The organism is uncultured Pontibacter sp. (genome assembly GCF_947495565.1).
In the GTDB taxonomy this organism is placed as follows: Bacteria; Bacteroidota; Bacteroidia; order Cytophagales; family Hymenobacteraceae; genus Pontibacter.
This window is the reverse complement of the sequence record NZ_CANLZM010000001.1, coordinates 351,364-374,593: the sequence shown is the minus strand read 5'-3', so window position 1 is coordinate 374,593 and position 23,230 is coordinate 351,364. Positions and strand designations below refer to the sequence as shown.

General features: G+C 49.7%; 15 protein-coding genes. 10 read left to right on the top strand and 5 right to left on the bottom strand.

Annotated features, from left to right (window positions below; all coding sequences use genetic code 11):
• The first annotated feature begins 28 nt into the window (after positions 1-28).
• From Q1B04_RS01570 to Q1B04_RS01525, 10 genes are all read left to right on the top strand, one after another.
• Positions 29-712, top strand: a complete 684-nt coding sequence (locus tag Q1B04_RS01570; RefSeq protein ID WP_299754693.1) for a DUF2064 domain-containing protein — start codon at positions 29-31, stop codon at positions 710-712.
• A gap of 47 nt (positions 713-759) precedes the next feature.
• Entirely contained in the window at positions 760-3,816 is a 3,057-nt protein-coding gene (locus Q1B04_RS01565; RefSeq protein ID WP_299754691.1) for a TonB-dependent receptor, read from the top strand.
• Positions 3,817-4,080: 264 nt separating this feature from the next.
• Positions 4,081-5,301 carry an ABC transporter substrate-binding protein gene (locus tag Q1B04_RS01560; protein ID WP_299754688.1) on the top strand — a complete coding sequence of 407 codons (1,221 nt, stop codon included), beginning with the start codon at positions 4,081-4,083 and terminating at the stop codon, positions 5,299-5,301.
• Positions 5,264-6,142, top strand: a complete 879-nt coding sequence (locus Q1B04_RS01555) for an ABC transporter permease subunit (RefSeq protein ID WP_299754685.1) — start codon at positions 5,264-5,266, stop codon at positions 6,140-6,142. The genes Q1B04_RS01560 and Q1B04_RS01555 overlap by 38 nt, the downstream gene beginning before the upstream one ends.
• The gene (locus Q1B04_RS01550) at positions 6,135-6,896 is read left to right on the top strand and encodes an ABC transporter permease (protein ID WP_299754682.1); all 762 of its coding nucleotides are present in this window, start codon (positions 6,135-6,137) and stop codon (positions 6,894-6,896) included. The genes Q1B04_RS01555 and Q1B04_RS01550 overlap by 8 nt, the downstream gene beginning before the upstream one ends.
• Positions 6,896-7,636 carry an ABC transporter ATP-binding protein gene (locus Q1B04_RS01545; RefSeq protein ID WP_299754680.1) on the top strand — a complete coding sequence of 247 codons (741 nt, stop codon included), beginning with the start codon at positions 6,896-6,898 and terminating at the stop codon, positions 7,634-7,636. The genes Q1B04_RS01550 and Q1B04_RS01545 overlap by 1 nt, the downstream gene beginning before the upstream one ends.
• Positions 7,626-8,573 (top strand): radical SAM protein, encoded by a 948-nt coding sequence (locus Q1B04_RS01540; protein WP_299754678.1) that lies wholly within the window; start codon positions 7,626-7,628, stop codon positions 8,571-8,573. The genes Q1B04_RS01545 and Q1B04_RS01540 overlap by 11 nt, the downstream gene beginning before the upstream one ends.
• A 372-nt stretch (positions 8,574-8,945) precedes the next feature.
• Complete coding sequence (locus Q1B04_RS01535) at positions 8,946-9,458, top strand: hypothetical protein (RefSeq protein ID WP_299754676.1); 513 nt, start codon at positions 8,946-8,948, stop codon at positions 9,456-9,458.
• 456 nt (positions 9,459-9,914) lie between these two features.
• On the top strand, positions 9,915-10,802 hold the full coding sequence (locus tag Q1B04_RS01530) for an alpha/beta fold hydrolase (RefSeq protein WP_299754673.1): 888 nt from the start codon (positions 9,915-9,917) through the stop codon (positions 10,800-10,802).
• Between the two features lie 97 nt (positions 10,803-10,899).
• On the top strand, positions 10,900-12,552 hold the full coding sequence (locus Q1B04_RS01525; RefSeq protein ID WP_299754671.1) for a M28 family peptidase: 1,653 nt from the start codon (positions 10,900-10,902) through the stop codon (positions 12,550-12,552).
• Between the two features lie 116 nt (positions 12,553-12,668).
• Here the strand turns inward: Q1B04_RS01525 and Q1B04_RS01520 are convergent, their stop codons facing one another.
• From Q1B04_RS01520 to Q1B04_RS01500, 5 genes are all read right to left on the bottom strand, one after another.
• Positions 12,669-13,748, bottom strand: a complete 1,080-nt coding sequence (locus Q1B04_RS01520) for a SusE domain-containing protein (protein ID WP_299754668.1) — start codon at positions 13,746-13,748, stop codon at positions 12,669-12,671.
• A gap of 75 nt (positions 13,749-13,823) precedes the next feature.
• Entirely contained in the window at positions 13,824-15,425 is a 1,602-nt protein-coding gene (locus Q1B04_RS01515) for a RagB/SusD family nutrient uptake outer membrane protein (RefSeq protein WP_299754665.1), read from the bottom strand.
• 11 nt (positions 15,426-15,436) lie between these two features.
• Positions 15,437-18,724 carry a TonB-dependent receptor gene (locus Q1B04_RS01510; protein ID WP_299754663.1) on the bottom strand — a complete coding sequence of 1,096 codons (3,288 nt, stop codon included), beginning with the start codon at positions 18,722-18,724 and terminating at the stop codon, positions 15,437-15,439.
• A gap of 17 nt (positions 18,725-18,741) precedes the next feature.
• Complete coding sequence (locus tag Q1B04_RS01505) at positions 18,742-19,788, bottom strand: FecR domain-containing protein (protein ID WP_299754660.1); 1,047 nt, start codon at positions 19,786-19,788, stop codon at positions 18,742-18,744.
• 255 nt (positions 19,789-20,043) lie between these two features.
• Positions 20,044-22,863 (bottom strand): alpha-amylase family glycosyl hydrolase, encoded by a 2,820-nt coding sequence (locus tag Q1B04_RS01500; RefSeq protein WP_299754658.1) that lies wholly within the window; start codon positions 22,861-22,863, stop codon positions 20,044-20,046.
• Between the last annotated feature and the right edge of the window lie 367 nt (positions 22,864-23,230).

Genomic DNA, 23,230 nt, shown 5'->3' with positions numbered 1-23,230 from the left:
GCGATATTCGTGTAAAGAAAGGAACTTGATGCCCGCACCGCCACATATCGCCGTTATGCTTTTTACCCGCAGCTCCACCCAGGAGGCGCAGGCAAAGCATTTCTGCAACGGCCATGCCCGCCGAAAAGCGATTGCGGCCCAGCTCATCAGCCATACCAAAAAGGTAGTGCAGCAGTCGGGTTTGCCGCTGTTTGTAGTTGATTCTGCCAGCCAGCAGGGTCATACCTTCGGGGAGCGTTTGGAGCATGCTTTTGCACAGGCTTTTGCCGCCGGTTACGAGCAGGTAATTTGCCTCGGTAACGATACGCCCGGCCTTACACCTGCCCTGCTCCGAAGCGCCGCCAGCCAACTACAGCAAGAAGACTTTGTGTTTGGGCGAGCCGCTGACGGTGGCGTATACCTGATGGGGCTGAGCCGCCAAAGCATGGTGCAGCTCGATTTCCGGCAGATTTCCTGGAACACCAGCCACGTTTTTGCCCAGCTTTGCGCGCAAACCGCACCCGCTACAGTAAGCATACTTGCCCCCATACTTTCCGATACCGACGACCGCGCCGGAATTTTACGCATTAGCAGCAGTTCAAACTTAGGTAAGTTGACACATGTATTATGGTCACTGCTGCAGGTCGCTCCTACAAAGATAAATTATAGCTTCTCTCCCATACCATCAGCTGTCGTAGCTACCAAATCCCTGCGCGCGCCGCCCGTTCTGTAAGTAATCTCCCGCTTCATTTCCTGATTTCATTTACAGATTTATACTTGATGAGAAGACTTTTCCTCATACTCGGGTATTTTGTACCCATGGCCGCGGCATTGGCGCAAGGCGACATTGAAGTAACCGTACTCAACCCCAAACTGGAGCCGCTGGAGGGCATGCAACTGACGGCGCAAAACGCTGCCATCGGTTTTAAAACCAGCAAAAGCACCAACAGCAAAGGCGTTGCCACTTTCTCCGGCCTTAACACCGCTGGCAGCTATACCATCCTTTCCGCTGAAACTGAAACCTATACGTTCACCGCATCCGAGCCTGTTATTTTACGCTCAAACTTTAAACGCACGGTTACCCTAGTGCTGCCTTACAAGCGCGAAGTGGATTTGCAGGGAGTAACCGTGTATGCGCCCAGCACCACGCGCATCAACATGCATAATGCCGAGGTTTCGTCGGAGATGCGGATTGCAGAGATCAGGAGCCTGCCCGTGGAAGGCCGCGATGTAACCCGAATGCTGTACCGCCTGCCCAACGTAACGCAGGCCACAGGCTTTTTCCCGGAGGCGCCCAATGTAAGTATAAACGGAGCTAACCCGCTGTTCAACAATTACCTCATCGATGGGCTGGACAACAACGAGCAGTTCCTGGGTGGGTCGCGCTTTAACATGCCTATCGGGTTTGTGCAAAACGTATCGGTGCTGACGAACAATTACTCAGCGGAGTTTGGGAACACGGGCAACGGCATTATCAACATCACAACCAAATCGGGTAGCAACGAGCTGCAGGGCGAGGCGTTTTTCCTGACGCGCCCCGGTTTCCTGGATGCCTCCTCACCCTACGCGCAGCGCGATTTATCCGGCAACCAGGTAAAAGACGGGTTCCAGCGTTACCAGGCAGGGTTTGGCGTGGGTGGACCAATCATTAAAGGGCAAACGTTTTACTACCTGAACTACGAACACACCACCGACCTGAAAGACAACTTGCTGCGCAGCCCGGCTTTGGGCGTGAACGAAACGGTGCGCGGCAAAAACTACTTCAACTACCTTTCGGGCAAGCTGGACCATTACTGGAGCGACCGCTTTCACTCGGCCATTCGGGCCAATGTGGGCGTAGTGGGCATTGGGCGGCAGGCCGGAGGCTTGTCGGGCGGATTGAGTTTTCCGTCGGCAGCCAGCGACCAGGTGCGCAACTCGCTTAACCTGGCCAGCACCAATGTATACACCTCCGGCAACCTGACGCTGGAAACGAGCCTGCAATATGCCCGCTTCCGCTGGGATTATGCCTCGCCTGACAACCCAGGCAGCCCCGATGTTGCTGTGGCTGGCCCAACCGGCGAAACTGTGGCTGTTTTAGGTCACCCCGGCTATGCCTTCGAAAGTATACAGCATACCCTGCAGGCACAGCAAAAAGCCACCTGGAGCATGGGCATCCATACGTTAAGAGCCGGAGCTGAAATCCTGAGCACCAACCATGAACTTTTTGGCGGCGGCAACCCCAACGGCAGCTACCGCGTGCAGCTTACACAGGAGCAACTCGCCAACATAAGCGCTCAAAACTTCGGCTTGGGTTTAAGTATAAATGACATTCCGGCGGATGCGCTGGTAACGAACTACAGCGTGGAACTGCGCCCGACTTCGTTTGGCAAGCGGCAAAACATGTATACTTTATACCTCGAGGACCAACTACAGGCCACCGACCGCCTGAACCTGAATCTCGGCCTGCGCTACGATTACGATAACCTATCCCAAGGCGGCAGCGGCAAAGGCGATTTCAATAACCTGGCACCACGGATTAGCTTTAATTACCAACTGACTCCCAATAGTACCTTGCGCGGCGGTTTCGGTGTGTTTTATGACAAGGTGCTGTACGCCATTTACAGCGATGCCCTGCAGCAGAACAACAACTCCGAGGATTTTAAGAAGCAGATCGCATACTTTGCGCAGCAGGGTATACTGCCCGCAGACACCGACCCGAATCGCGTAACTTTTAACGGCAACCTGACCGTGGGCCAGAGCAACAACGCCGGTTTGCCTTACGTTTACCTGCAGGGCCCGCCAGCCGAAAGCTTTGCCGAGCAGCGCAACCTCTTCAGCAACGAGCGCCGCATCCTCAACCCCAACGGCTACGACAACCCTTACACGCAGCAGTTCTCGCTGGGCTATCAATTGCAAATGGCTACAAACAAACTCTTTTATGTGGATGTGGTGTACAACCGTGGCCGTAACCAGTTCCGAACGGTAAACTTAAACGCCCCGGCCGCATGGGACTATAACCGTAGCCAGCAGGAAGACGTGGCCCGCAGCAGCGCCTGGGCCGACGAAACGCGTCCGCTACCCATTTATGGCAACTACGCTATCATAGACGGAGAACGTGTGGAAGGCGTAGCCCGCAGCCTGGTGATGACCGAATCCGAGGGCGAAAGCAATTACTACGCGGCCAGCTTTAACCTGCAGAAAGACAAGACGGAGGATAGATTCTCGTACCGCCTGATTTATACTTTGTCTTACCTCGAAAACAACACGGAGGACATTAACTTCAGGGCGATGGATGCCAATAATTTTGAGGCTGAATGGGGCCCAAGCATCAACGATCGCCGCCATGTCATCAACGCCATCTATAACTACTACCCGCTGCAAAACCTGACGCTAACGGTGGCGGCGCTGCTGCAAAGTGGCCAGCCGATTAACCGTATTCCGGATGCATCGCAGTACAGCATTATTAACCGCAATGGCAGCCCGGTGCTGAACGGCAGTGGCAACCCCATCTTTACGAACGACCTCAACGGCGACGGCTCTGCTTTTGGGGATGCTTATGTAGGCAACTCCGACCGCCAACCCGGCGAAGGTCGAAACTCCGATCGCCTGCCCTGGTCCAATACCCTCGATGCAAGTGTGCAGTATTTTATACCTTTTGGCTCCGGCAAGGAGAATGGTCTTGAAATTCGTGCGGATGTTTTTAACCTTTTTGATGCTGAAAACCTGAGCGGCTACAGCAACAACGCCACGCAAAGCAACCAGATACAGGTTGGCCCGGCTAGCAGCGGGGTGCTGGTGCGCCGCAACGCCGCTCCGCCCAGGCAGTTTCAGTTTGGCTTGAGGTATGTGTTTTAGGTAGAAAGTTGGGAAGTTAGAAGGTTTAGAAGTTAGAAAGTTATAGAGTTTGGTTGATGAACATATATGGTGCAAGTCTTTAGACTTGTATCTTCTAATGATGTGAAGTCTGTGACTTCACTGATGCCGGAGGCTTCAAGTGCAGTAGTTCCGGAATTCGGAGGCAGATGAGGTCTTAACTCAGTTTGAAAGTAAATTTACGCAAGCTGAAAGCTTGCCTCATGCAGTACCACAAGCTGGAAGCTTGCGGTGGAATAGATATTTATGAAACACTTACATACCTTATTTTTAAGCTTTCTGCTCCTGTGCAGCGCCTGCGGGAACACTTCAGAGCAGGAGGCGCAGCTAAACGTGCAACAAGCGGATTGGCAAAGTATAGAACAAGCTGCCAGCGGCACCACCGTACAGATGATGATGTGGCAGGGCGACCCGCTCATCAACCAATACATGCAAACCTACGTGAAGCCGCAACTGCAAGAGCAGTATAGCATTACACTGGAGATTTCCTCTGGTCAGGGAAAAGATATTGTGGGCCTGGCTTTGGGTGAGAAAGAGACGGGCAAAAAGACTAGCGAGATTGATGTGATCTGGATTAACGGCGAGACCTTTTACCAGCTGCGCCAATTCGATGCGCTTTACGGTCCGTTTACCGAGTTGCTGCCCAACAACAAGTATGTGAACTGGCAGAACCCGTTCATCGCTCGTGATTTTCAGCAGCCGGTGGAGGGTATGGAAGCTCCCTGGGGCAATGTGCAGCTGGCATTTATTTATAATTCAAGCCAAGTACAGCATCCTCCTGCCTCTTTCGAGGAGCTGGAAAAGTACGTACAAGCGAACCCCGGCACCTTCACCATCCCCAACGAGTTCACGGGCATGACGCTGCTTAAATCGTGGTTGATTGCATTGGCCGGGAAAGATGAGTTGGCAGGCGATTTTGATGAGGCTAAGTATAAAAAGTATAGTAAGCAACTCTGGCAGAAAGTCAACGTGCTAAAGCCATACTTCTGGAAACAAGGCCAGACATTCCCGGAAACACTCGCGCAGCTGCATCAGCTTTACGCCAACGGCGAAGTGCATTTTACCTTCAGCAACAACGATAGCGAGGTCGACAATAAAATACTGCAGGGCGTTTTTCCAGAGAGTTCCAGGGCATACGTGCCGAAGCCGGGCACCATTCAAAACTCGCACTACCTGGGCATCATGAAGCAGTCCGGGAACCTGGCGGGGGCGCTGGTGGTGATTAATTTCCTGCAGTCGGCGGAGGCGCAGTACCGCAAAGCCAGCCCCGAAGTATGGGGTGACGGCACTGTGCTGTCTACCGAAAAACTGCCCGCCGAATGGCAGCAGAAGTTCCAGAACATTCCGGCACGCAGGCACGCACCAGACCGCACAAGCATCCAGGGCAGAGCCTTTGAGGAGTTGGCGCCCGAGTACATGATCAGACTTTATGATGATTTTAGAACACAGGTTATCAACCAAAACTAAACGAGGCAGCGGATTATACTTGCGGCTGCTTTTCCTGCTGCTGGCGGCTGCGCCCGTGGCCGGTGGTTTGCTCTACGGTCTGGCTTATAGTCTCGGGCTGACGGGCGCGTTGAGTTCCGGTTTTACCCTGCAGCACTGGCAGCAGGTGCTGGCATCGGGCGTATTGCTGCAGTCGCTGGGGTATAGCCTGTACATTGCGTTTACCGCGATAACATTAGCCACCGCTACTGCCCTTTTTCTAAGTTTATACTTCCAAAAAAGCCTGCGCAACGGCTCGCTTAGTTACCTATTATACTTGCCGCTTACCATCCCGGCGGTCGTTATGGGTTTTCTGGTTTTCCAGCTATTCACAAAGTCAGGGTTAGTATCGCGGGTGGCCTATAGTTTAAACTGGATTCCTGGCTTGCAGCAGTTCCCTGATTTAGTACACGATAGCTTTGGCTTCGGCATCATACTAGCGCACACGCTCATGGCCATCCCCTTCCTGACGCTGCTTTTCAATGCCATTTACCGCGAGCAAAACCTAAGGCAACTGCAAGAAGTATCCGAAAACCTGGGAGCTGGCAAAGTATACTTTTCACGTCACATTGCCGTGCCTACGCTGCTCAAAACCGCTGCGCCCAACCTGCTGCTGTACTTCATTTTTATACTTGGCGCCTACGAGGTGCCGCTGCTTATCGGCAGTCAGCAACACCCCATGGTGTCGGTGCTGGCGGTGCAGAAGTTCCAACGCTTCAACCTGCTCGATATCCCGCAGGGCTATGCCATCAGCGTGGCGTTTACTTTGTTTGTACTGCTGCTGCTCTCCATCAGCTTTAAAAAACTGCAGCGCCATGCTTAGGAAATCACTCACGGTTATACTTGCCTCGGCTATACTTTTGCCTTTCCTGTTCTTTACAGTGCTATCGGTGGGGCAATCGTGGTTTTACCCGAGTGTGTTGCCGCAGCGCTTTACGCTAGCTAACTGGCAACAGCTGTGGTCGGGGCAGAGCGAGCTGCAGTTTGGCCTGGTACGGTCGCTTATACTTGGCTTGGGCGTGGCCATACTTTCAACGCTGCTTGGCTTTATCATCAGCAAGGAAATTGCGCTGGCAAAGTATAAAAACCGCTGGCTGCTGCTCGCGTACTGGCCCTTTGTGCTGTCGCCGGTGGTGCTGGCCATAATGGTGCAGCGCTTTTTCCTGCTTACGGGCATGAGCGGCGAGCTTATCGGGGTGTTGCTGGGGCAACTTATACTTGCGTTTCCGTTTGCCGTTATCTTTTTCCAGAGCTTCTGGAGCCGCGAGGTACTCCAACTTGAGCAGCAATCGCAAACATTGGGCGCTTCCGCTGTTTATACATTGCGCCACGTGCTGTTGCCGCTTGCCAAATCCCTGCTGCTCATCTGTTTTTTCCAGACGTTCCTGATCTCCTGGTTTGAGTATGGCCTGACGCAGTTTATTGGGCTGGGCAAGGTAAAAACGCTGACAATTCTGGTGTTTAAATACGTGAATGAGGCTAATATTTTTCATGCGGCACTGGCATCGCTGCTGATCATGCTGCCCCCTGCCCTACTGCTGTGGGCCAATAAAAAATTTGTTTTTAGAGGAATCTGATGCTATCGATACAACACATACACAAAGCTTTTCAGTTGCATACCGTGCTCGACCATGTGTCGGTGGAGGTGCCGGAGGGGCAGGTGCTGGCAGTGCTGGGGCGCTCGGGCTGCGGCAAAACAACGCTGCTCAAAACCCTCGCCGGCCTGCTGCCACCCGATGCCGGAAGTATAAAATGGGCCGGGGAGAGTATAAACGAAGTGCCGCCGCGTGAGCGGGAAATGGTGTACCTGTTTCAGGAGCCGCTGCTGTTCCCGCACCTCAGCGTGTTCGAGAATATCGCCTATGGCCTGCGCGTGCGCAAAACCCCGGAGGCAGAGGTGCAAAGCAAGGTACAAAGTATGCTGCGCGAGCTGGAGCTACAGGAGCACGCGCAGAAAAAACCAGACCAGCTTTCGGGTGGGCAGCGGCAGCGGGTGGCCTTTGGGCGTGCCATCATCTTTCTGCCGCGCGTGCTCCTGCTTGATGAGCCCTTTGCCAGCCTCGATGCCCAGACGCGCTCTGCCATGCAAAAGCTGTTTCTGCGCCTGGCCCGTAAATATGGCATCACCGCCCTGTTTGTTACGCACGACGTAAAGGAGGCGCTGCTCATCGGTGACCGCTTTGCCTACATGGCCGCCGGCAAACTTACGCTCTATCGTTCCAAGGAGGCTTTTATGGATGACCCCGCCACGGGTGTGCAGGAAGAACTCGCCTTCTGGAATAGTATTGAACATAACATATCAACCAATGACAAATAAAGACTTTAACCATATAGAATCGGTGTACTGGGTGTTCACCCAGCTCTGCAACGACGAGTGCGACCACTGCTACAACAGCTCCGGCCCACGCGGAGAACGCATTCCCGAGGAAGACTGCATGGCCATTATCGATAACCTGCCCGACAGTATGGACCGCCTCATACTATCCGGGGGCGAGCCGCTGGCTGATAAAAAGCTGCTGTACAAAATACTGGACCGCCTGCAGGAGCGCTACCAGGGCCGCGTGCAGATCATGCTGCAAACCAACGGCGACCTGCTCAACGAAAAAATCCTGGACACGCTGCTGCAGAAAGGCGTTACCCGTTTCGATATTGCCAGCATAGACCGTTACCACAAGCATGCCGGTGCCCGCCTGATGGAGCTGGCCGACCTGTTCGCCAGCCGCGGCGTGAACGGCGAGGACAAGGACCCGCTCGTGGAAAAAAACACCTACATTACCAGGCACAAAGCCAGCTGGGGCTACTGGGGCGCTACCATTGATATGTGGCTGGGCGGCAACTGGGCCAGGGGCCGTGCTTTCGAGAAAGGACTCTGGAAGGAAGACCCAGACCATAACTTCTGCGCCATACTTTCGGGCGGCAAGGGCTTTCTGACCGGGGCAGAAGACATCCCACAGGAAATTTCCATACAGCTCTGGAAGATAAACCCCTGCTGCCCCGGCACTAAAATTCCGCTGGGCGACGCCCGCACCGAAAAAGTGGCCGATGTACTGCAGCGCGTATCTAAATCTGTAATCTGGCAGAAAATAAACGAAGGTAACCCGCTGGCCTTGGGTGAAAGTATGGGTATCTCTGAAGACGTTGCAAAAGAGCGCACGGCAGAGCTTAAAAATGTTTGCCTGTGGTGTGATGAGTTTTTCGAGAAGCACTACCAGAGTGAGGCGTTGGAGCGCAACTGCGGTGGTTGTAGCAGGTAAAAATCATCCGTATTCTTGCCACTCTAAGAATCTATAACTAGCATACATACAGCTCTGCCACGAGCTTTCAACTCGGGGTTTCTCATGGCAGCAAGCTTCCAACTTGCATTATCCAGCAGCACTGGGTTCAATCCCCCGTAGCCCTCTCCCGAATCAAGGCTGTGGATCAGCGTCAGCCAGAAAGGATAGCTTGGTTCAAGATGAAGAAAAACGGCAGCTAGAAAGTATAACAAAATATAAACTCAGAATAAACAGCAGCCGAAAATTACGTTATAAACATACTTTCTGCTCCACTCTATACCACCCTTCTTCAAATTTTTCATAACACTAAACCGTGCCTCTCAGTAAGTATAAATTACAAATCAAAAGTTTATGCAAGACGAAAGACAAACAGCAGAAGAAGTGGCTTCTACAACATCGCGGGTGGCCGGTGCCATAGGTAAAGGCATAGTAGCGGGCTTAATAGGAACAGCCGTGATGACCATTGCCCAGATGATAGAAATGCAGCTGCAAGACCGTGAATCTAGTGACACGCCCTATAAAGCAGCGAAAAAAGTATTTGGTGCAAAAGCGGAGGATGAAGAAGCTAAAGAAAATATCAACAACCTGATGCATTTTGCCTATGGCACCGCCTGGGGAGTTCCGAGAGCGTTACTTGCTGAATTTGGCTTAGGCGGCGCTACGGGTACAGCTACTCATTTTGGAGCGGTGTGGGGCACAGAACTAGCTATGTTACCTTCCTTGGACTTAGCGGAACCTATTACCGAATGGAAACCGAAAGCCATTAGCGAAGATATGATGTTCCATGGACTTTATGCCATTGCTACAGGCTTGGTAGCCGATGCACTGGTTAACTGGTCTGAGGATGGCGAAAAAGAAAAGTAGCGGGCCAAAGGAAAGCACCCTGACTTCGGGTTAGCAGACAAAGTGACTGTTTATACTTTCAGCTGGATTGTAATGGTGCTTCCTTCCCCTTTTTTGCTACCCATGATAATAATGAATGCCTGAGCTGTTTTAACCTCAAATAATAACAAAGTTTTTTGCGACTTTATCAGCTTTTCTACACTGAGTAAGGGCAACCTCCTGCTCAACGCTTTTCTACAAGACCATCTACAGTATTTTGAAGCGCTTAACTGGCAGCTTTACAAACTCCAGTTCCTACTCTCAGTACTTTCTGCCTGATCAATCCAAGTATTTTACCTAAAATCATGAGTGTCTAAAAAGGTAGCAACGCAAGAGTAAAATCAAGTATAAAACGTATTTCTGCGACCTCACTCTAAAACAAATCTTTGCTATAAATTGTGTATAATGCGGTTTTCTATCATGCTATACTTACATTTTATGCGCTTTAGCCTAGTATTACTGCTGTTTTTCTGTGTTATTAAACACACTACGGCGCAAGATTCTTCTCCTCAACTTATCTCATGGCAGCAAATTGCCGCTATGCCGATTCCTCCGGCAAACCATAAAATCAGCTACGGACCGGATTCGCTGCAATATGGGGAGTTGCGCCTGCCAGAAGGGAAAGGCAAGTTTCCTGTGGTGGTAGTGGTGCATGGCGGCTGCTGGCTTTCGGCTTACAACCTGCAATATATGAGCCACCTGAGCCAAGAGCTGACCCAGCAAGGTTATGCCACCTGGAACATTGAGTTCAGACGTGTAGGAGACCCTGGTGGTGCATGGCCCGGCTCGCTGCAGGACGTAGCGCTGGCAACAGATTATGTGAGAGAGCTTGCAAAAAACTACCCGCTTGATACTAAAAAAGTAGCCGTGATTGGCCATTCTGCCGGAGGGCACTTGGCGCTGTGGCTGGCCGCAAGAAAACAGCTTCCGAAATCTAGCCCGCTGTATACGCGCAAACCGTTAAAGCTAAAAGGTGTCGTCGCGCTGGCAGGCATCCCGGACCTGGTACAGTATAGTTCTGAAAAGGGCAGCTGCAATGCGGCTGTCTCGCAACTCATGGGCGGCACTCCGGCACAACTTCCCGCACTTTACGCACAAGCCTCTCCGCAACAAATGCTGCCCTTGCAGGTGCCTAGCAGGCTTATACAAGGAGCACTTGACCCTATTGTACCTGTGTCACAGGCTCAAAATTTTGTAGATAAAAACAAAACCGCTGGCAGCGACTCTCAGCTTATCTTATTACCGCAGGCTGGTCATTTTGATTTGGTTGTACCCTCTTCACCAGTATGGCCTCAGGTACTGGAGGCGGTAAAATCTATACTTTAAGTATACTTTTGGAGGCACAATTTATACTTGTAACCGCCGTAAAGTAGTAAATCTGGTGGTTAATGTTTTATTTTAAAGGACAATCAAAAACTAAACTATGAGACTGAAAAGTATAACTGCAGGCCTCTGCCTTACCCTGGTGTCTGCTGCTGCCTTTGCACAAACAGCTGATGTGCCAAAACCTGTCGCCAAAGCGATGGAAAAGGTAAAACCTGCTGCTATCAGCGCCCACGTCGCCTACCTGGCCGACGACAAACTTTTAGGCCGGAAACCTGGTACGCCAGGCTTTCAGATGGCAGTAGATTATGTAACCGATCAGTTTAAAAAGCTAAAAGTACAGCCCGCAGGCGAAAACGGAACTTACCTGCAAACGGTGCGCGTACGTACTGCCTATACTAACCCTGATGCTGCCATGCAGCTATCCGCCGACACAGCGGGCACTGAACAACTAGAGTACGGCAAGGACTTTATCATCTTTCCGAACGCTGCCGAAGAGCAGGTATCTCTGCAGGCGCCATTGGTTTTTGCCGGCTTCGGCATTAGCGCCCCGGACATGAACTACAACGACTACGCTAACATTGATGCCAAAGGCAAGATTGTAGTGATTGTGCGCAGCACCCCGGAGGGTTTCCCGTCCACAGTGGCTTCTTATAGCAATGATTTTCAAACCATACTTAACACCGCTGCTGAAAACGGTGCCATAGGTGTGCTGGTAGCATCCATGAACCCGAACGGAGGTCTGCCAGACTTTTCTACCCGTGGCATGTCCAGCGTAATGGGTGCCGACGGACAAGTTGCCGCCTCGCGCAGCTATCACAAGAATATCAAACTATTGGGGATGGTGCACTTTAACATGCTGCAGAAATTTATAGCAGCAACAGGCCAAGACCTGCAGCAGGTAGCCACCAGCCTTCGCAGCGGTACACCGGTTTCTATGCCGCTCCCTTTCAGCGCATCAACCAGCTACAGCAATCGCTACGAAGATATTGAGACACAGAATGTGATAGGTAAAATTGAAGGCTCTGACCCGGTGCTGAAGAACGAGTACGTAGTGCACAGCGCCCACCTAGACCATGTGGGAGTAGGCAAACCTATTGAGGGCGATTCTATCTTTAACGGTGCCCACGACAATGCCTCTGGCGTAGCAAGCCTGTTGGAGATTGCCAATATATACTCTAATGTGAAGAAAAAGCCAAAGCGCTCTATTCTGATCGTCATGGTTACTGCCGAGGAAATGGGCCTGCTAGGCTCTGCCTACTTTGCCAAATTCCCAACTGTGCCTGCCTCGCAGATGGTGGCCAACGTAAACACGGATATGCCCACGCTTATTGCGCCACTGCTTTCTGTCGTACCGCTAGGGGCAGCCCATTCCTCACTGCAGGAAGAGGTGCAACTGGCCAGCAGCTACCTAGGTTTGGATGTGGAGGAAGACCCGGAGCCGGAGCAGAACCGATTTGTACGCAGCGACCAGTACAGCTTTGTGGTACAGGGCGTGCCGGCACTGCATATTAAGTATGGCAACAAAACCATAGACGGTAAAAATAACCTGGACGAAACTGTTAAAGTATGGCGGGAAAGATATTACCACAAACCGCAGGATAACTTTGAGGGTGGCATATTTGACTTTGATGCCGCCAAGAAGTATGTGCAGCTCAACTTCCTGATCGGTTACCTGGTTGCGCAGGATGAGGAAAGGCCGCGTTGGAATGAAGGTGATTTCTTTGGAACGCGCTTCGGTACTCTGCAGTAAACCCTATTTTTAAGAGCAAAAAAATACCCCGGCAGTTTTAGCTGCCGGGGTATTTTTTGTTTAAGGCATAACTGTTTAACTAAAGCTTAAAACGGGCAGCCGTAGTAATGATTTTACTATTGTTTAATCAGCTTATAACGGTAGTTTCCTCCAACGCTCAGGTTCAGAATAATTTCATACATACCTGCTTCAGCAACCATGATATCAGCGCCACCTTCTTTCAGGAAACCTGTGATAGGGTCAGTATCGCCGTAGTTGATTTCCCATTCATCGTTAGCTCTAAATTTAACAGCTCCTTCTGAAAGTTGCAGCGTAGCTTTCCAAACCATCTCAGTAGCATCATACTCTAAATTGTGGTCAGCTACTGTTTCGCTTGCCCAGCCATTAGGTGTGGCGCTACCTGTCACACCCCACTCAGTCTTTTTAGCAGACCAAGTATTGTTTACAAGATTAGCAGTAATCAGATAATAGCCTGCACCATTTACAGCTATATTTTCTCCACCTGCTATCACTAAGTTCCCTGTTGTGCCGTCTCCTGCATCACCATGAGCTTCATCCCAGTCACGCTCAGGAGTAAACTTAAAGTTGTTTACTGCATCCGGAAAGTAGAAGTATCCTTTGTAAATATTGTTATCTGAAACCGATGCAACAAATGGTGCAGATTCAGGGCTCCAGCCTTGATATGAACCAGGAACAAACAAAGATGGATACTCTTTCAGGTCAACGTAAGGCGTAGCTGTTACAGTGATTACATTAGAGTACAGTGGCTCTTTATTAGCCCCTAGCATAGTTTTTAAACGAATATCCAAAGATGCCTCTTGCTCAGGCTGTAACTCCATGTTACCAAGTATTCGGTTGAAATCCTCTACCGTATATGTTTTCTCCAGATTACCCTCTACTGCTGCTGTTGCTGGATCTGTAAAATCACCACCGGCTTGGTCAATCTGGATCTCATAGGTCGCAGCATTTTTATTGGCAAGTGAAGGATTGCTCCATGTCAGGCTTAGCGGACTCCAGGAAAAAGTCACTGCTTCCTCTTGGGCAGTTTCCTGACTTAAGTTAAGTGAAGTCGTAGAGGCTGTCAGGGTAGAGCTACCATCTGAGGCAACAGTAAGGCGATCTTCGTCTTTCTCACAGCTCATAAGAGCCAGCGAAGCAGCAAAAAATAATAACGATTTATTTAGCCAGCTTTTCATATAAATTCATTTTTGAAATTGAAAGTCATCGTTGCCTGCCAGTAATGTTGTACCGGCAGGCAACGATGTTAAAGATTAATACCCTGAGTTTTGCGTCAGATTTGGGTTAGCGTTTAGGTCTGTGGTTGGCAGGGGGAACAAACGACGGAATTCCTGAACTCCGCGTCCTTCTTTTACTGCACCTTTCCATGGCCACAGGTACGCATCACCGGTAAACTTGCCGAATCGGATCAGGTCGGTACGGCGGTGCGCCTCCCACATCAACTCACGTGCTCGCTCATTCAGAATGAAATCTAACGTAAGCTGTCCGCTGGTGATGTTTCCGGACGTGCCGTTATAAGCTCTTTCTCTTAAGCGGTTTACATACTCTACAGCTTCAGACATATTGCCAGTGCTGGCACCTCTTACTACAGCTTCAGCATACATTAAGTAAGCATCTGCCAAGCGGAACATAGGGTAATCTGTGTCCGGGTGGTCGCCTGCAGGATCTGAACCTGCCTGGCCGGTAGAGGTAACGTTCTTCCATTTGGTGACGGCGTAGCCATCAGTAAACGTAAAGATGTCGTTAATCTCAAGAGACTGTCCGTCGGTCCAGAAGTTGGCACGGTCATCGGTATTGCCGCTCACATCATTAAACAGGTTTACAACAGCCTGTGTAGTGCGCAAGCCGCCCCAGCCACCGTTTATACCAAAATCTGCTGCGCGCATGCTGCCTCCTACAGGTGCATGTACCAGGTAGGTCATGCCACCCCAAGTAGTGGTGCGCAATCCATCGAACGTAATCGGGAAGATAATCTCTGGAGACGTGTTGTTGTCAGCCAGGAACAAGTGATCATAATCTTCTTCCAGCGAGTAACCCGCATCTATAACTTTTTTGGCATACGTGGCTGCATCATTGTAACGCGCATTACCTGTGTAAACTTCGGCATTCAGGTAAAGCTTTGACAGAAGCATCCAGGCGGCAGCCTGTGTGGCACGGCCGTATACGCTGGAGTTGCCTGGCGCTGGCGCTTGCAATTCGTTTTCAATCGCGAGCAGTTCAGATTCTAAATACGCGAACAGCTCAGGACGAGCTATTTGCTCAGGCAAGGTTGACCCTACCTCATCCTCCTCCGTCACGAAAGGAACATTACCGTAAAGATCCAATGCATGCCAGTAGCTCAGGGCGCGCAGGAAGCGTGCCTCAGCTCTGAAACGCTTTGCCTCCTCCAGATTAGCACCCGTAATACCACGAGAGCTTAACTTGCTGTCTGATGTTTCGCGGATAAACTCGTTAGTAAGGGATACCTGATAAAAAATTCGGTTATAGAGGGCTCTCAAAAACTCGTTGGCAGGTGTCCAGTCCATGTCGTGGAGGTCGCGCAGGTTACCGTCGTTCCAGGCAATGATTGCCTCATCTGTGGTAAGTTCCTGAGCCTGCCAGTACTGACGCAGGTAGTTTGAGAAACCTTCATCAATACCACTGATATCAGCATTACCTGTTGGGCCTTGCTGGCCTGTAACAGCATAACCCGCATACAGTTTGGCTAATACGTTTTTGTAATTGTTAAAATCTGTGTAAATGTTGCCAGATACTACATCATACTTAGGCTCCAGGTCCAGGTCATGATCGCATGAGGCGGCCGCTATTGTAAAGGCAGCACCCAATGCTATATGTTTAAAAAATCTTGTATTCATCTTTCTGTAGTTTAGAATCCGATGTTCAGGCCAAGCGTGTACACACGTGGTCTAGGATAAAAGTTATTGTCTATGCCACCTGCAATCTCAGGGTCCAGACCGTCGTATTTTGTGATCACGAACGCATTCTGCATGTTGGCTGTCAGGCGGATTGCCAGCGTTTCGTCAAACAGACGACCAAAGTCGTAACCAAGGCTGATGTTCTCCATGCGTAGGAAAGAAGCATTCTCCATATAATAATCAGAGAACAGCTGGAATTCCTGGAAGTTCGTTTCGTTCACGTTCGTAGAAACATTTGTCAAGTATCCAGGGAAAGTGAAGGCTCTGTAAGCACCTAGGTTGGAGTACACGTTGTTATACATGTAATTTCCAAAGCTGCCTCTTGCCACAAAGCTCAGATTCCAGTTTCCGTAGCGCACATCTGAGTTGATACCCAAGAACACATTTGGCTCCGGGTTCTTGTAACGGTATTTGTCTTTCTCATTGATCACACCGTCCTCATTCAGGTCGGCATACAGACCTTCAATTGGCTTGCCATTGCTGTCGTATACCTGCTTGTACACAAAGAATGTATTAGGTGCATAGCCCACACTGTTGATCTGGATTCTGTTACCGGTACCGCCAAGTATACCACCTTCTGGATATCCTTCAAAATCAGGGTTCTCTACTTTGCTAAGGCTGGTAATTTCACGGTTCTGGTAAGTACCGTTCAGGCCAATGTTCCAGGTAAGTTTCTCTGTGTCTATAGCTGTAAAGTTAAGGACAGCCTCCACACCTTGCGTTTCCAGGTTACCCACGTTCGTTACCAGTTCGTTGGTTAGGTTAGTACCCGCAGGCACTGCTACCAGGGCTAAAAGGTCTTTGGTATCCTTAAAGAAATAGTCTAAGCTACCTGTGATGCGGTTGTTCAGGAATCCGAAGTCCAAGCCTGCGTTCCAGGTTCGCGTTTCCTCCCACTTAATGCCTGTGTCATATCCTTCTGGGCGGTACAAGTTGTAAAACTCGTCACCTAACTGATACTGGGCCGTGTTATCGCTGTAAGAATAACGCGCCAGGTATGGGAAGAATCGCTCGCCGATATCCTGCTGGCCGGTAACACCAAACCCTAAGCGCAGCTTCATGTCAGAAACTACTGCGGAGCTTGCCAAGAAGGCCTCCTCATTTATTCTCCAGGCCAGCGCAAGTGCCGGGAAGGTACCCCAACGGTTGTCTTCGCTAAATCTGGTAGAACCATCGTAACGCACGGTGGCTGTTAAAAGGTAACGGTCCATCAGCGAGTAGTTGATGCGGCCAAAGTATGATTTCAGCTTGTATGGCTGGTTTAATGGCAAACCTGGCTCCTGGTCTGTTAGCGGTACGCCTGCTGCATTGGTAGGCACGAAGTTCGGTCTATCGTTCTCAAAATCCTGGAACGAGTAACCGGCTGTTGCATCAATGCGGCTGTTAAACCCTTCCAGCTCCTTTACATAATTCAGGTAGAAGTCGAACAGCTCGTTGGTTTTGGTCTGCTCAAACTGGGTGCGGCGGCCGGCTGTTACTGCATCCGGTGCAAAATCTGCACGCGTTACAGTAGAGCCGTCGCTTTCTGATCTATCAAAACCTATGTTCAGGTTTGCACGCAGTTCAGGCAGGAAGTGAAATTTATAATCTAACTGCACATTACCAATGCTTCTGTAAGCGTCTCCAACATCGCGGCGCTGCTCCAGCATGCTAAGCGGGTTACGCGTAGCTAGCGGGTTATACCTTCCGTTTGCATCTAACCACTGAAAATAACCGCCAAACTCGTTATCCACTCGCACAGGTTGCGTTGGGTCAAATGCTACTGCGGCACCGATGGCACCCTGGTCAGCAAAGCGGCTGTTTGTTTTAGCTCCTTTGTAGTTCAGGTTAACTGTAAGGTGATCATTGAAAAAAGTAGGGTTCAAGCTGATGCCTCCAGAATATCTTTCGAATTCTGAAGTCTTGATAACACCCTCCTGGTTCAGGTAGCCAAAAGACACACGGTATGGCAAGAACTTATAAGCTCCGCTCACGCTCACGTTATTATCTGTCGTAATGGCATTTCTGTAGATCAGGTCCTGCCAATCTGTATTTTCAGTACCAAGTAGTGCACGCTGAGCTTCAGAACCGCGTTCGTTTACAACCGCACGGAACTCATCAGCAGAAAGTACATCAATCTTATCGTTTATAACAGACAATGAATTTTGCGTACTGAAGTTGACGCTAAATTTCTGGCCGGCTTTGCCTTTTTTGGTTGTAATGATAATGACACCGTTTGAGGCGCGGGAGCCATAGATAGCCGTAGCAGAAGCATCCTTAAGAACGTTAAATGACTCAATGTCATTCGGATTCAGGAAATTCAGTGGGTTAGCTGCACCTGATGTAGCCGCGTTATCCACCGGCACACCGTCTATTACGATAAGCGGGTCGTTGCTAGCTGTAAGCGAGGCACCACCACGAATACGGATACGGCTACCTGAACCAGGAGCACCGCCGTTTGTTGTGATCTGCACACCGGCCACTTTACCCTGAATCAGCTGCTCAGGAGTTGTGTTTTGGCCCTGCACAAAATCCTCAGAAGTTACCGAAGTTACAGCACCTGTTACATCGCTTTTCTTCTGCGTACCATAACCTATAACCACTACTTCTTCCAACGCTTTGGCGTCTGTCTGCAAAGAGATGTTAAAAGTAGCCTGGTTGCCTACTGCAACCTCTTTTGTCTGAAAGCCGATATAGCTTAACACCAGCGTAGCGTTGGCAGGTACGGCTAGCGTAAAGTTACCGCTGGCATCAGTAGAAGTGCCGCGCGTAGTGCCCTTTACAACCACTGTTACGCCAGGCAAAGGCGAGCCGCTGCCGTCTGTTACCGTGCCGCGTACAGTCTGCTCCTGCACAGCGCTCGATCTGTTAGCCGAAGGAGTGACAGCAGGTGCCGGGGCAACATCTTTAATAATAATGTAAACATTGTTCACCTTTTTGTAGGTGAGGCCACTTGGAGCCAGCACTTTGGCCAGCACCACCTCTACGTTTGCCTCCGAAGAAACTCCGGCAGGCACTTGCAACTGCAGGTTTTTCGCTACATCTGCCTTGTAAGAGTATTGGATGCCATACTTGCTGCGCAGGTCTTTCAGCACATCATTCAGCGACTTTGTGGAAGTACTCTGGGCCACTACGCCTGTACTGGCAGCAAATGCCACCTTACCGGCGTTTTGATCCTGCGCTGCTCCCGAAAAGTATAGGAAGCATGCCGCCGTAATGAGGCCGCATGTCCTTGCTCGGTTTGTAGATTTTTTACGCATAGGAATTTAGTTGTTAATTAGTTAGAGCTTATAGTAATATTTTTATTCTCTCTGCTCACCTTCACTCCTAATGTCTCCGATACTGTAGACAGGATATGATCAGGGGTATTGTTATCGAGGTAAGCAGTGATGCGTTGTGTTTTCAGGCTTGGGTCTGTGATCGCTACAGAATAACCGTAGCTGTGGCTTAGTAGCTTGGCGACATCCTCCAGTGTCTTGTCTTCCAGCAGCAGTTTGGAGTCTTTCCAGGCGTTATACAATTCAGGCTGTACTTTGTGCTTGAGGATTCCGTTGGTTTCTGTTACTTCAGCCAGCTCGCCGGGGGCCATCTCCAGTTGCTGCTCTCCTTTTTCGTCTTTATAGCTTAAGTTAACTTTTCCACTCTCAAGTATAACTTGACGAAGATTGCTTTTGTTTGATACGCTGAACTCGGTGCCCAGCACCTCCACCTCAAGTCCGTCTGGTGTTTGTACTATAAACTTCTGATTGTTGTGCTTATGTGTTACTGAGAAGAAAGCCTGCCCTTGCAGTTGCACCACCCGGTCATCATTTGATGACCAGTCAGTTGAAAGTATGAGTTTTGTATTGTTATTCAGTACTACCAAAGAGCTGTCTGGCAGACGTAAATGCAACCGCTCACCTGCTGTGGTAGCGTAAGTGATGGTTGTTTGCCGCTGCTGGTACAGCAGAAAGCCGCTTACCATCAGTAAAACAGCCGCAGCCGCAGCAGCCCACATCATGCTGAATTTCGGAGCACTGCCAAGTATAAACTTATTGCTGTTGTTGTCGCTTTCGCTTTCCTGTTCTCCGTAAGTCAGGTAGTGCTGGCGATCTTTAGTTATTACGTCCCAAAGCTCATCCAGTTCATCTTCAGGAGCTGTTTCAAATTCTTGAGATAGGTGCAGCACCAGTTCCCGCGCCTCCGACACAGTTTTGCGTTGCCAGTGGCATTCCTGCTGAAATTTATCCCAAAAAGCATCCGCCTCTTCTGTTGGCCGCTGTACCCAAAGTATAAAGTCTTCGTCAGTTGCAAAGTCAGCTACACGGTAGTTAACGTACTTCATTCAGGTGATTAAATGAATCCCAAACAAGCTTAGTGCCTGCTCACTAACCTGTATAGCAATAAGGGAGGGATTTTATCCCTCCCTTATCAGTAATTTTTCTGAAAACTTAATAATTTATCAATACTTAAAACGTTTAAACTTAAAAGCCAGACACTTATAAGCAAATCATAGAAAATATACCTTAAACTATACTTAAAATCTTATACTTCAGATTTTAAGTATAGTTTATGCTTTAAGTGGATGCCAATTTCCGTTTTAATGGGCAGCTTTTATCAACTTCTGCACGCTTCTCTCGTCTCCTGTAGCTATCTGTATATAGTATAACCCATTTACAAGGTTCTGCAGCTGTACCTGCTCTTTTAAAACATCCTGCGATTTTGTGACTGTTTTCACAAGTACGGTGCGTCCTGTTATGTCTGCTACTTTTAGCTGTACTTGGCCACGGTAAGGACTTTCCAAATGAAGTATAGCTGTACCCTGAGCCGGGTTAGGGTATACGGAAAAGCTTTTGCCGGCCTCCAGCACATCACCTGCTGACAGTATCAGATAGTTCCAAGGCACCAGGTTTGCCACAGGCTCATCCAGCTTTTGCGACGTGAACAGCCTAAACTCGCCTGGCTCCAACTGGATTTCCTTTGCGGGATCATTCACAATCAGCTCATTTCCGGTGAAATAGTCGTACCACGTACCTGCAGCCGGGAAACCGGCGGAGGGCAGCTGCTGCTTCACATCAAAATTACCGATCAGGAAAACCTCCATACCTTCGGTGCTCAGGGTTATCCGCTTCACAAGGTTATCCAGGTCCAGCATGAAATCCTTTGTGGCAAACACAGGCTGGGATGTTTTTAACTTGATCAGTTCGGCGTACACCTGGTAGAGCTTGGCGCGCTCGGGGTCGTTCTGGTAGTTCCACAAAACCGGCTTGTTGCCCGTGCGGCCGTTTTCATCGATCGAAATATCATAGCCCAACTCACCGAACTGCCAGATCATTTTAGGGCCGGGAATAGTCAGGGCGAAGGCTGCCGCAAGTTTGGCGCGGTTTAAAGTAGTGTTCAGGTTACGTGTGTTATAGCTGCCCGAGGACTTGCCGTTCTGCTTCACATCATACACGAAGCGCTCCTCGTCGTGGCTTTCCATATAGCCAATTACATGCGGCTGCGCCCAGCCACGCTCCCGGAAAGACAACCACTTTACATGCGCGTTTTGGCCCTTGCCCAACTGCCTGAAGTCGTGGTTGGAGTTACCCCAGAACAGCATGCCGTAATCGGCCAGCTCTTTTTCTTCTGCATTGTCTGAAAAATGTTCCAGAATAACATAGACTGTCTCGTCTACATTCCTGATCTCATTGTAGATGCGTTTCCAAGTGGCTACACGATCTGCATCATAGGCACTCCAGGCTCCAACGTTATCTCCGGTGTTTTTTTGGGTAAAGCCTTTGGAAAGGTCAAAGCGGAATCCGTCTACGTTATACTCTTTCAGCCAATACTCCGTCACACGCTGTACCAGCATTTTGGTGGCGGGGCTTTCGTGGTTAAAATCGAAGAAAACGTTGTAAGGGTGCGTGGCAACCTGGTTAAAGTATGGATTATCTGCCGAAGGCCTGTCTCCGTCCCAATACAGCTTTACATACGGAAACTCATAATCCGCCTGGTTCAGCACAATGTCAAGTATAACGGCAATGCCTGCTTCGTGGGCCGCATCAATAAAAGCCTTTAGATCTTCTTCGGTGCCGTAAGCTTTGTCAGGAGCAAAGAAGAAGATAGGGTTGTAACCCCACGACTCATTCCCGGAAAACTCCATCACAGGCATCAATTGAATGGCATTGATCCCTAATCTTTTAAAGTAACTCAGGGTATCGGTTAAAGTTTTATAATTACGAGTCTCCACAAAGTCGCGCACCAGCAGCTCATAAATCACAAGCTGGTCTACTTCCGGACGCTTAAAATCTGTTACCTGCCAAGTATACTCCTGCTGCTGTGTCTGCAGCACCGATACAATACCGGTTGCCCCTTCCGGGTAAGGTTTCAGGTTCGGATAGTTGGCGGCTGTCAGGTAGCTGTCATTGGCTGGGTCCAGAATTTTATCGGCATAAGGGTCGGCTACAGCAATGGTGCCATCCACCAAATACTGGTAAGCAACCTCCTCCCCTTCCGGCAGGTCAGTCAGGCGGAGCCAGTAACGCGCTCCGTCAGGTGTGCGGTTCAGCAGGTACTCTTGCGAAGGCTGCCAGTTATTGAACTCCCCGATCGCGTACACGTTTTCTTTGTTCGGAGCGTAAAGCACAAGCACCACCTCATCTTCATCAATGTAATTTATACCATCTACCATGTCCGCAGGAAGAGCCGCAACTCTGGTAACTGGCTTTATCATGTACTCAAAAAAGGCTGTGGCAGACTCAGTGGCAGTTTGAGCCTCTATGGTTACTTTGTGGCGCAAGCCCCTGTCGGTGCCTGTCGGCAAAGTATAGTTGAGGTTTTTTCCGGCAGTAACAGTGGTCAGCTCAATGCCGTCCTGCAGCAGGCGCAATGAGGCATCCGCAGAAGCAGCAGCTGCCACCTCAATCGTACTGTTGGCTTCCGCGAAAAAAAAGCGCTGCACTGGCTGCTGAAAAGCTACTTTGAGCTCATCGGCATAAACCGATATAACAAGGTCTTCTGTTTGAGCCGTGCCATTTCCGTTTTTAAGGAGCAGGCCCATTTTGCGGATAGGCGTACCTGCCGGCACTCCAAAATACTCTCGGGGTACAAACGTGATCTTCCATTTGTCATTACCCAGCGGTGTCATTTTACCTGGCTCAAAAGGGGCCGTCCAGGTTGTCTGCCCCTCAGGCTGATACTCGAAGGCGTCTCCACCCTCTGTAGAACCGGCACCTGACCATAAGTAAACATCATTGGTTTTGCCCAGGAGCGCTTTTGCACGGCTGTCTTTGGCTTTAGTGAGATCGAAAATAAGTGTTACCTCTTTGTCTGCGGTAGGGAAGGCGGGCTCTGTCGTGACGACCTGCGCCTGCGCCTGCCACCCAACTGCCAGCAGCCAAAACAGTAGGAAAAAACGAGGAAGCGTAAAAATTCTCATAAGCAGTGAGTTTAGTTTTGAAAAGCAGTTTTGGTAATGAAGCACGCTACCATACGTTAAATATCCAGAAGCAGCGTGCAGCCGGACAAGTTAGACAAGTATAATGGAACAAAAAACAACACTAAACAACTAAAAAGTTATATAAGCTAATAGCTTTTTCTCTAAAAAATAGATTAGTCAGCAATTTTTCAGTGGCTTAGGTCACTACTTACTATTCTAATTCAAAATAACAGATAAAGAATGATTTAGAATTGTGTTTTGTAATTCTTCCGTATATTGGAGCCTGATTGCGCATTGCCTGCATGTATTGTGATGGCGGTTATTGAGTATGACTCGCAATGCTCCCAAATATTAGAACTAATACCTA

Excerpts from the sequence above, each read along its gene's own strand:
- Q1B04_RS01570 (WP_299754693.1), top strand. The coding sequence starts at position 29 with ATGCCCGCACCGCCACATATCGCCGTTATGCTTTTTACCCGCAGCTCC.
- Q1B04_RS01565 (WP_299754691.1), top strand. The coding sequence starts at position 760 with ATGAGAAGACTTTTCCTCATACTCGGGTATTTTGTACCCATGGCCGCG.
- Q1B04_RS01560 (WP_299754688.1), top strand. The coding sequence starts at position 4,081 with ATGAAACACTTACATACCTTATTTTTAAGCTTTCTGCTCCTGTGCAGC.
- Q1B04_RS01555 (WP_299754685.1), top strand. The coding sequence starts at position 5,264 with ATGATGATTTTAGAACACAGGTTATCAACCAAAACTAAACGAGGCAGC.
- Q1B04_RS01550 (WP_299754682.1), top strand. The coding sequence starts at position 6,135 with ATGCTTAGGAAATCACTCACGGTTATACTTGCCTCGGCTATACTTTTG.
- Q1B04_RS01545 (WP_299754680.1), top strand. The coding sequence starts at position 6,896 with ATGCTATCGATACAACACATACACAAAGCTTTTCAGTTGCATACCGTG.
- Q1B04_RS01540 (WP_299754678.1), top strand. The coding sequence starts at position 7,626 with ATGACAAATAAAGACTTTAACCATATAGAATCGGTGTACTGGGTGTTC.
- Q1B04_RS01535 (WP_299754676.1), top strand. The coding sequence starts at position 8,946 with ATGCAAGACGAAAGACAAACAGCAGAAGAAGTGGCTTCTACAACATCG.
- Q1B04_RS01530 (WP_299754673.1), top strand. The coding sequence starts at position 9,915 with ATGCGCTTTAGCCTAGTATTACTGCTGTTTTTCTGTGTTATTAAACAC.
- Q1B04_RS01525 (WP_299754671.1), top strand. The coding sequence starts at position 10,900 with ATGAGACTGAAAAGTATAACTGCAGGCCTCTGCCTTACCCTGGTGTCT.
- Q1B04_RS01520 (WP_299754668.1), bottom strand. The coding sequence starts at position 13,748 with ATGAAAAGCTGGCTAAATAAATCGTTATTATTTTTTGCTGCTTCGCTG.
- Q1B04_RS01515 (WP_299754665.1), bottom strand. The coding sequence starts at position 15,425 with ATGAATACAAGATTTTTTAAACATATAGCATTGGGTGCTGCCTTTACA.
- Q1B04_RS01510 (WP_299754663.1), bottom strand. The coding sequence starts at position 18,724 with ATGCGTAAAAAATCTACAAACCGAGCAAGGACATGCGGCCTCATTACG.
- Q1B04_RS01505 (WP_299754660.1), bottom strand. The coding sequence starts at position 19,788 with ATGAAGTACGTTAACTACCGTGTAGCTGACTTTGCAACTGACGAAGAC.
- Q1B04_RS01500 (WP_299754658.1), bottom strand. The coding sequence starts at position 22,863 with ATGAGAATTTTTACGCTTCCTCGTTTTTTCCTACTGTTTTGGCTGCTG.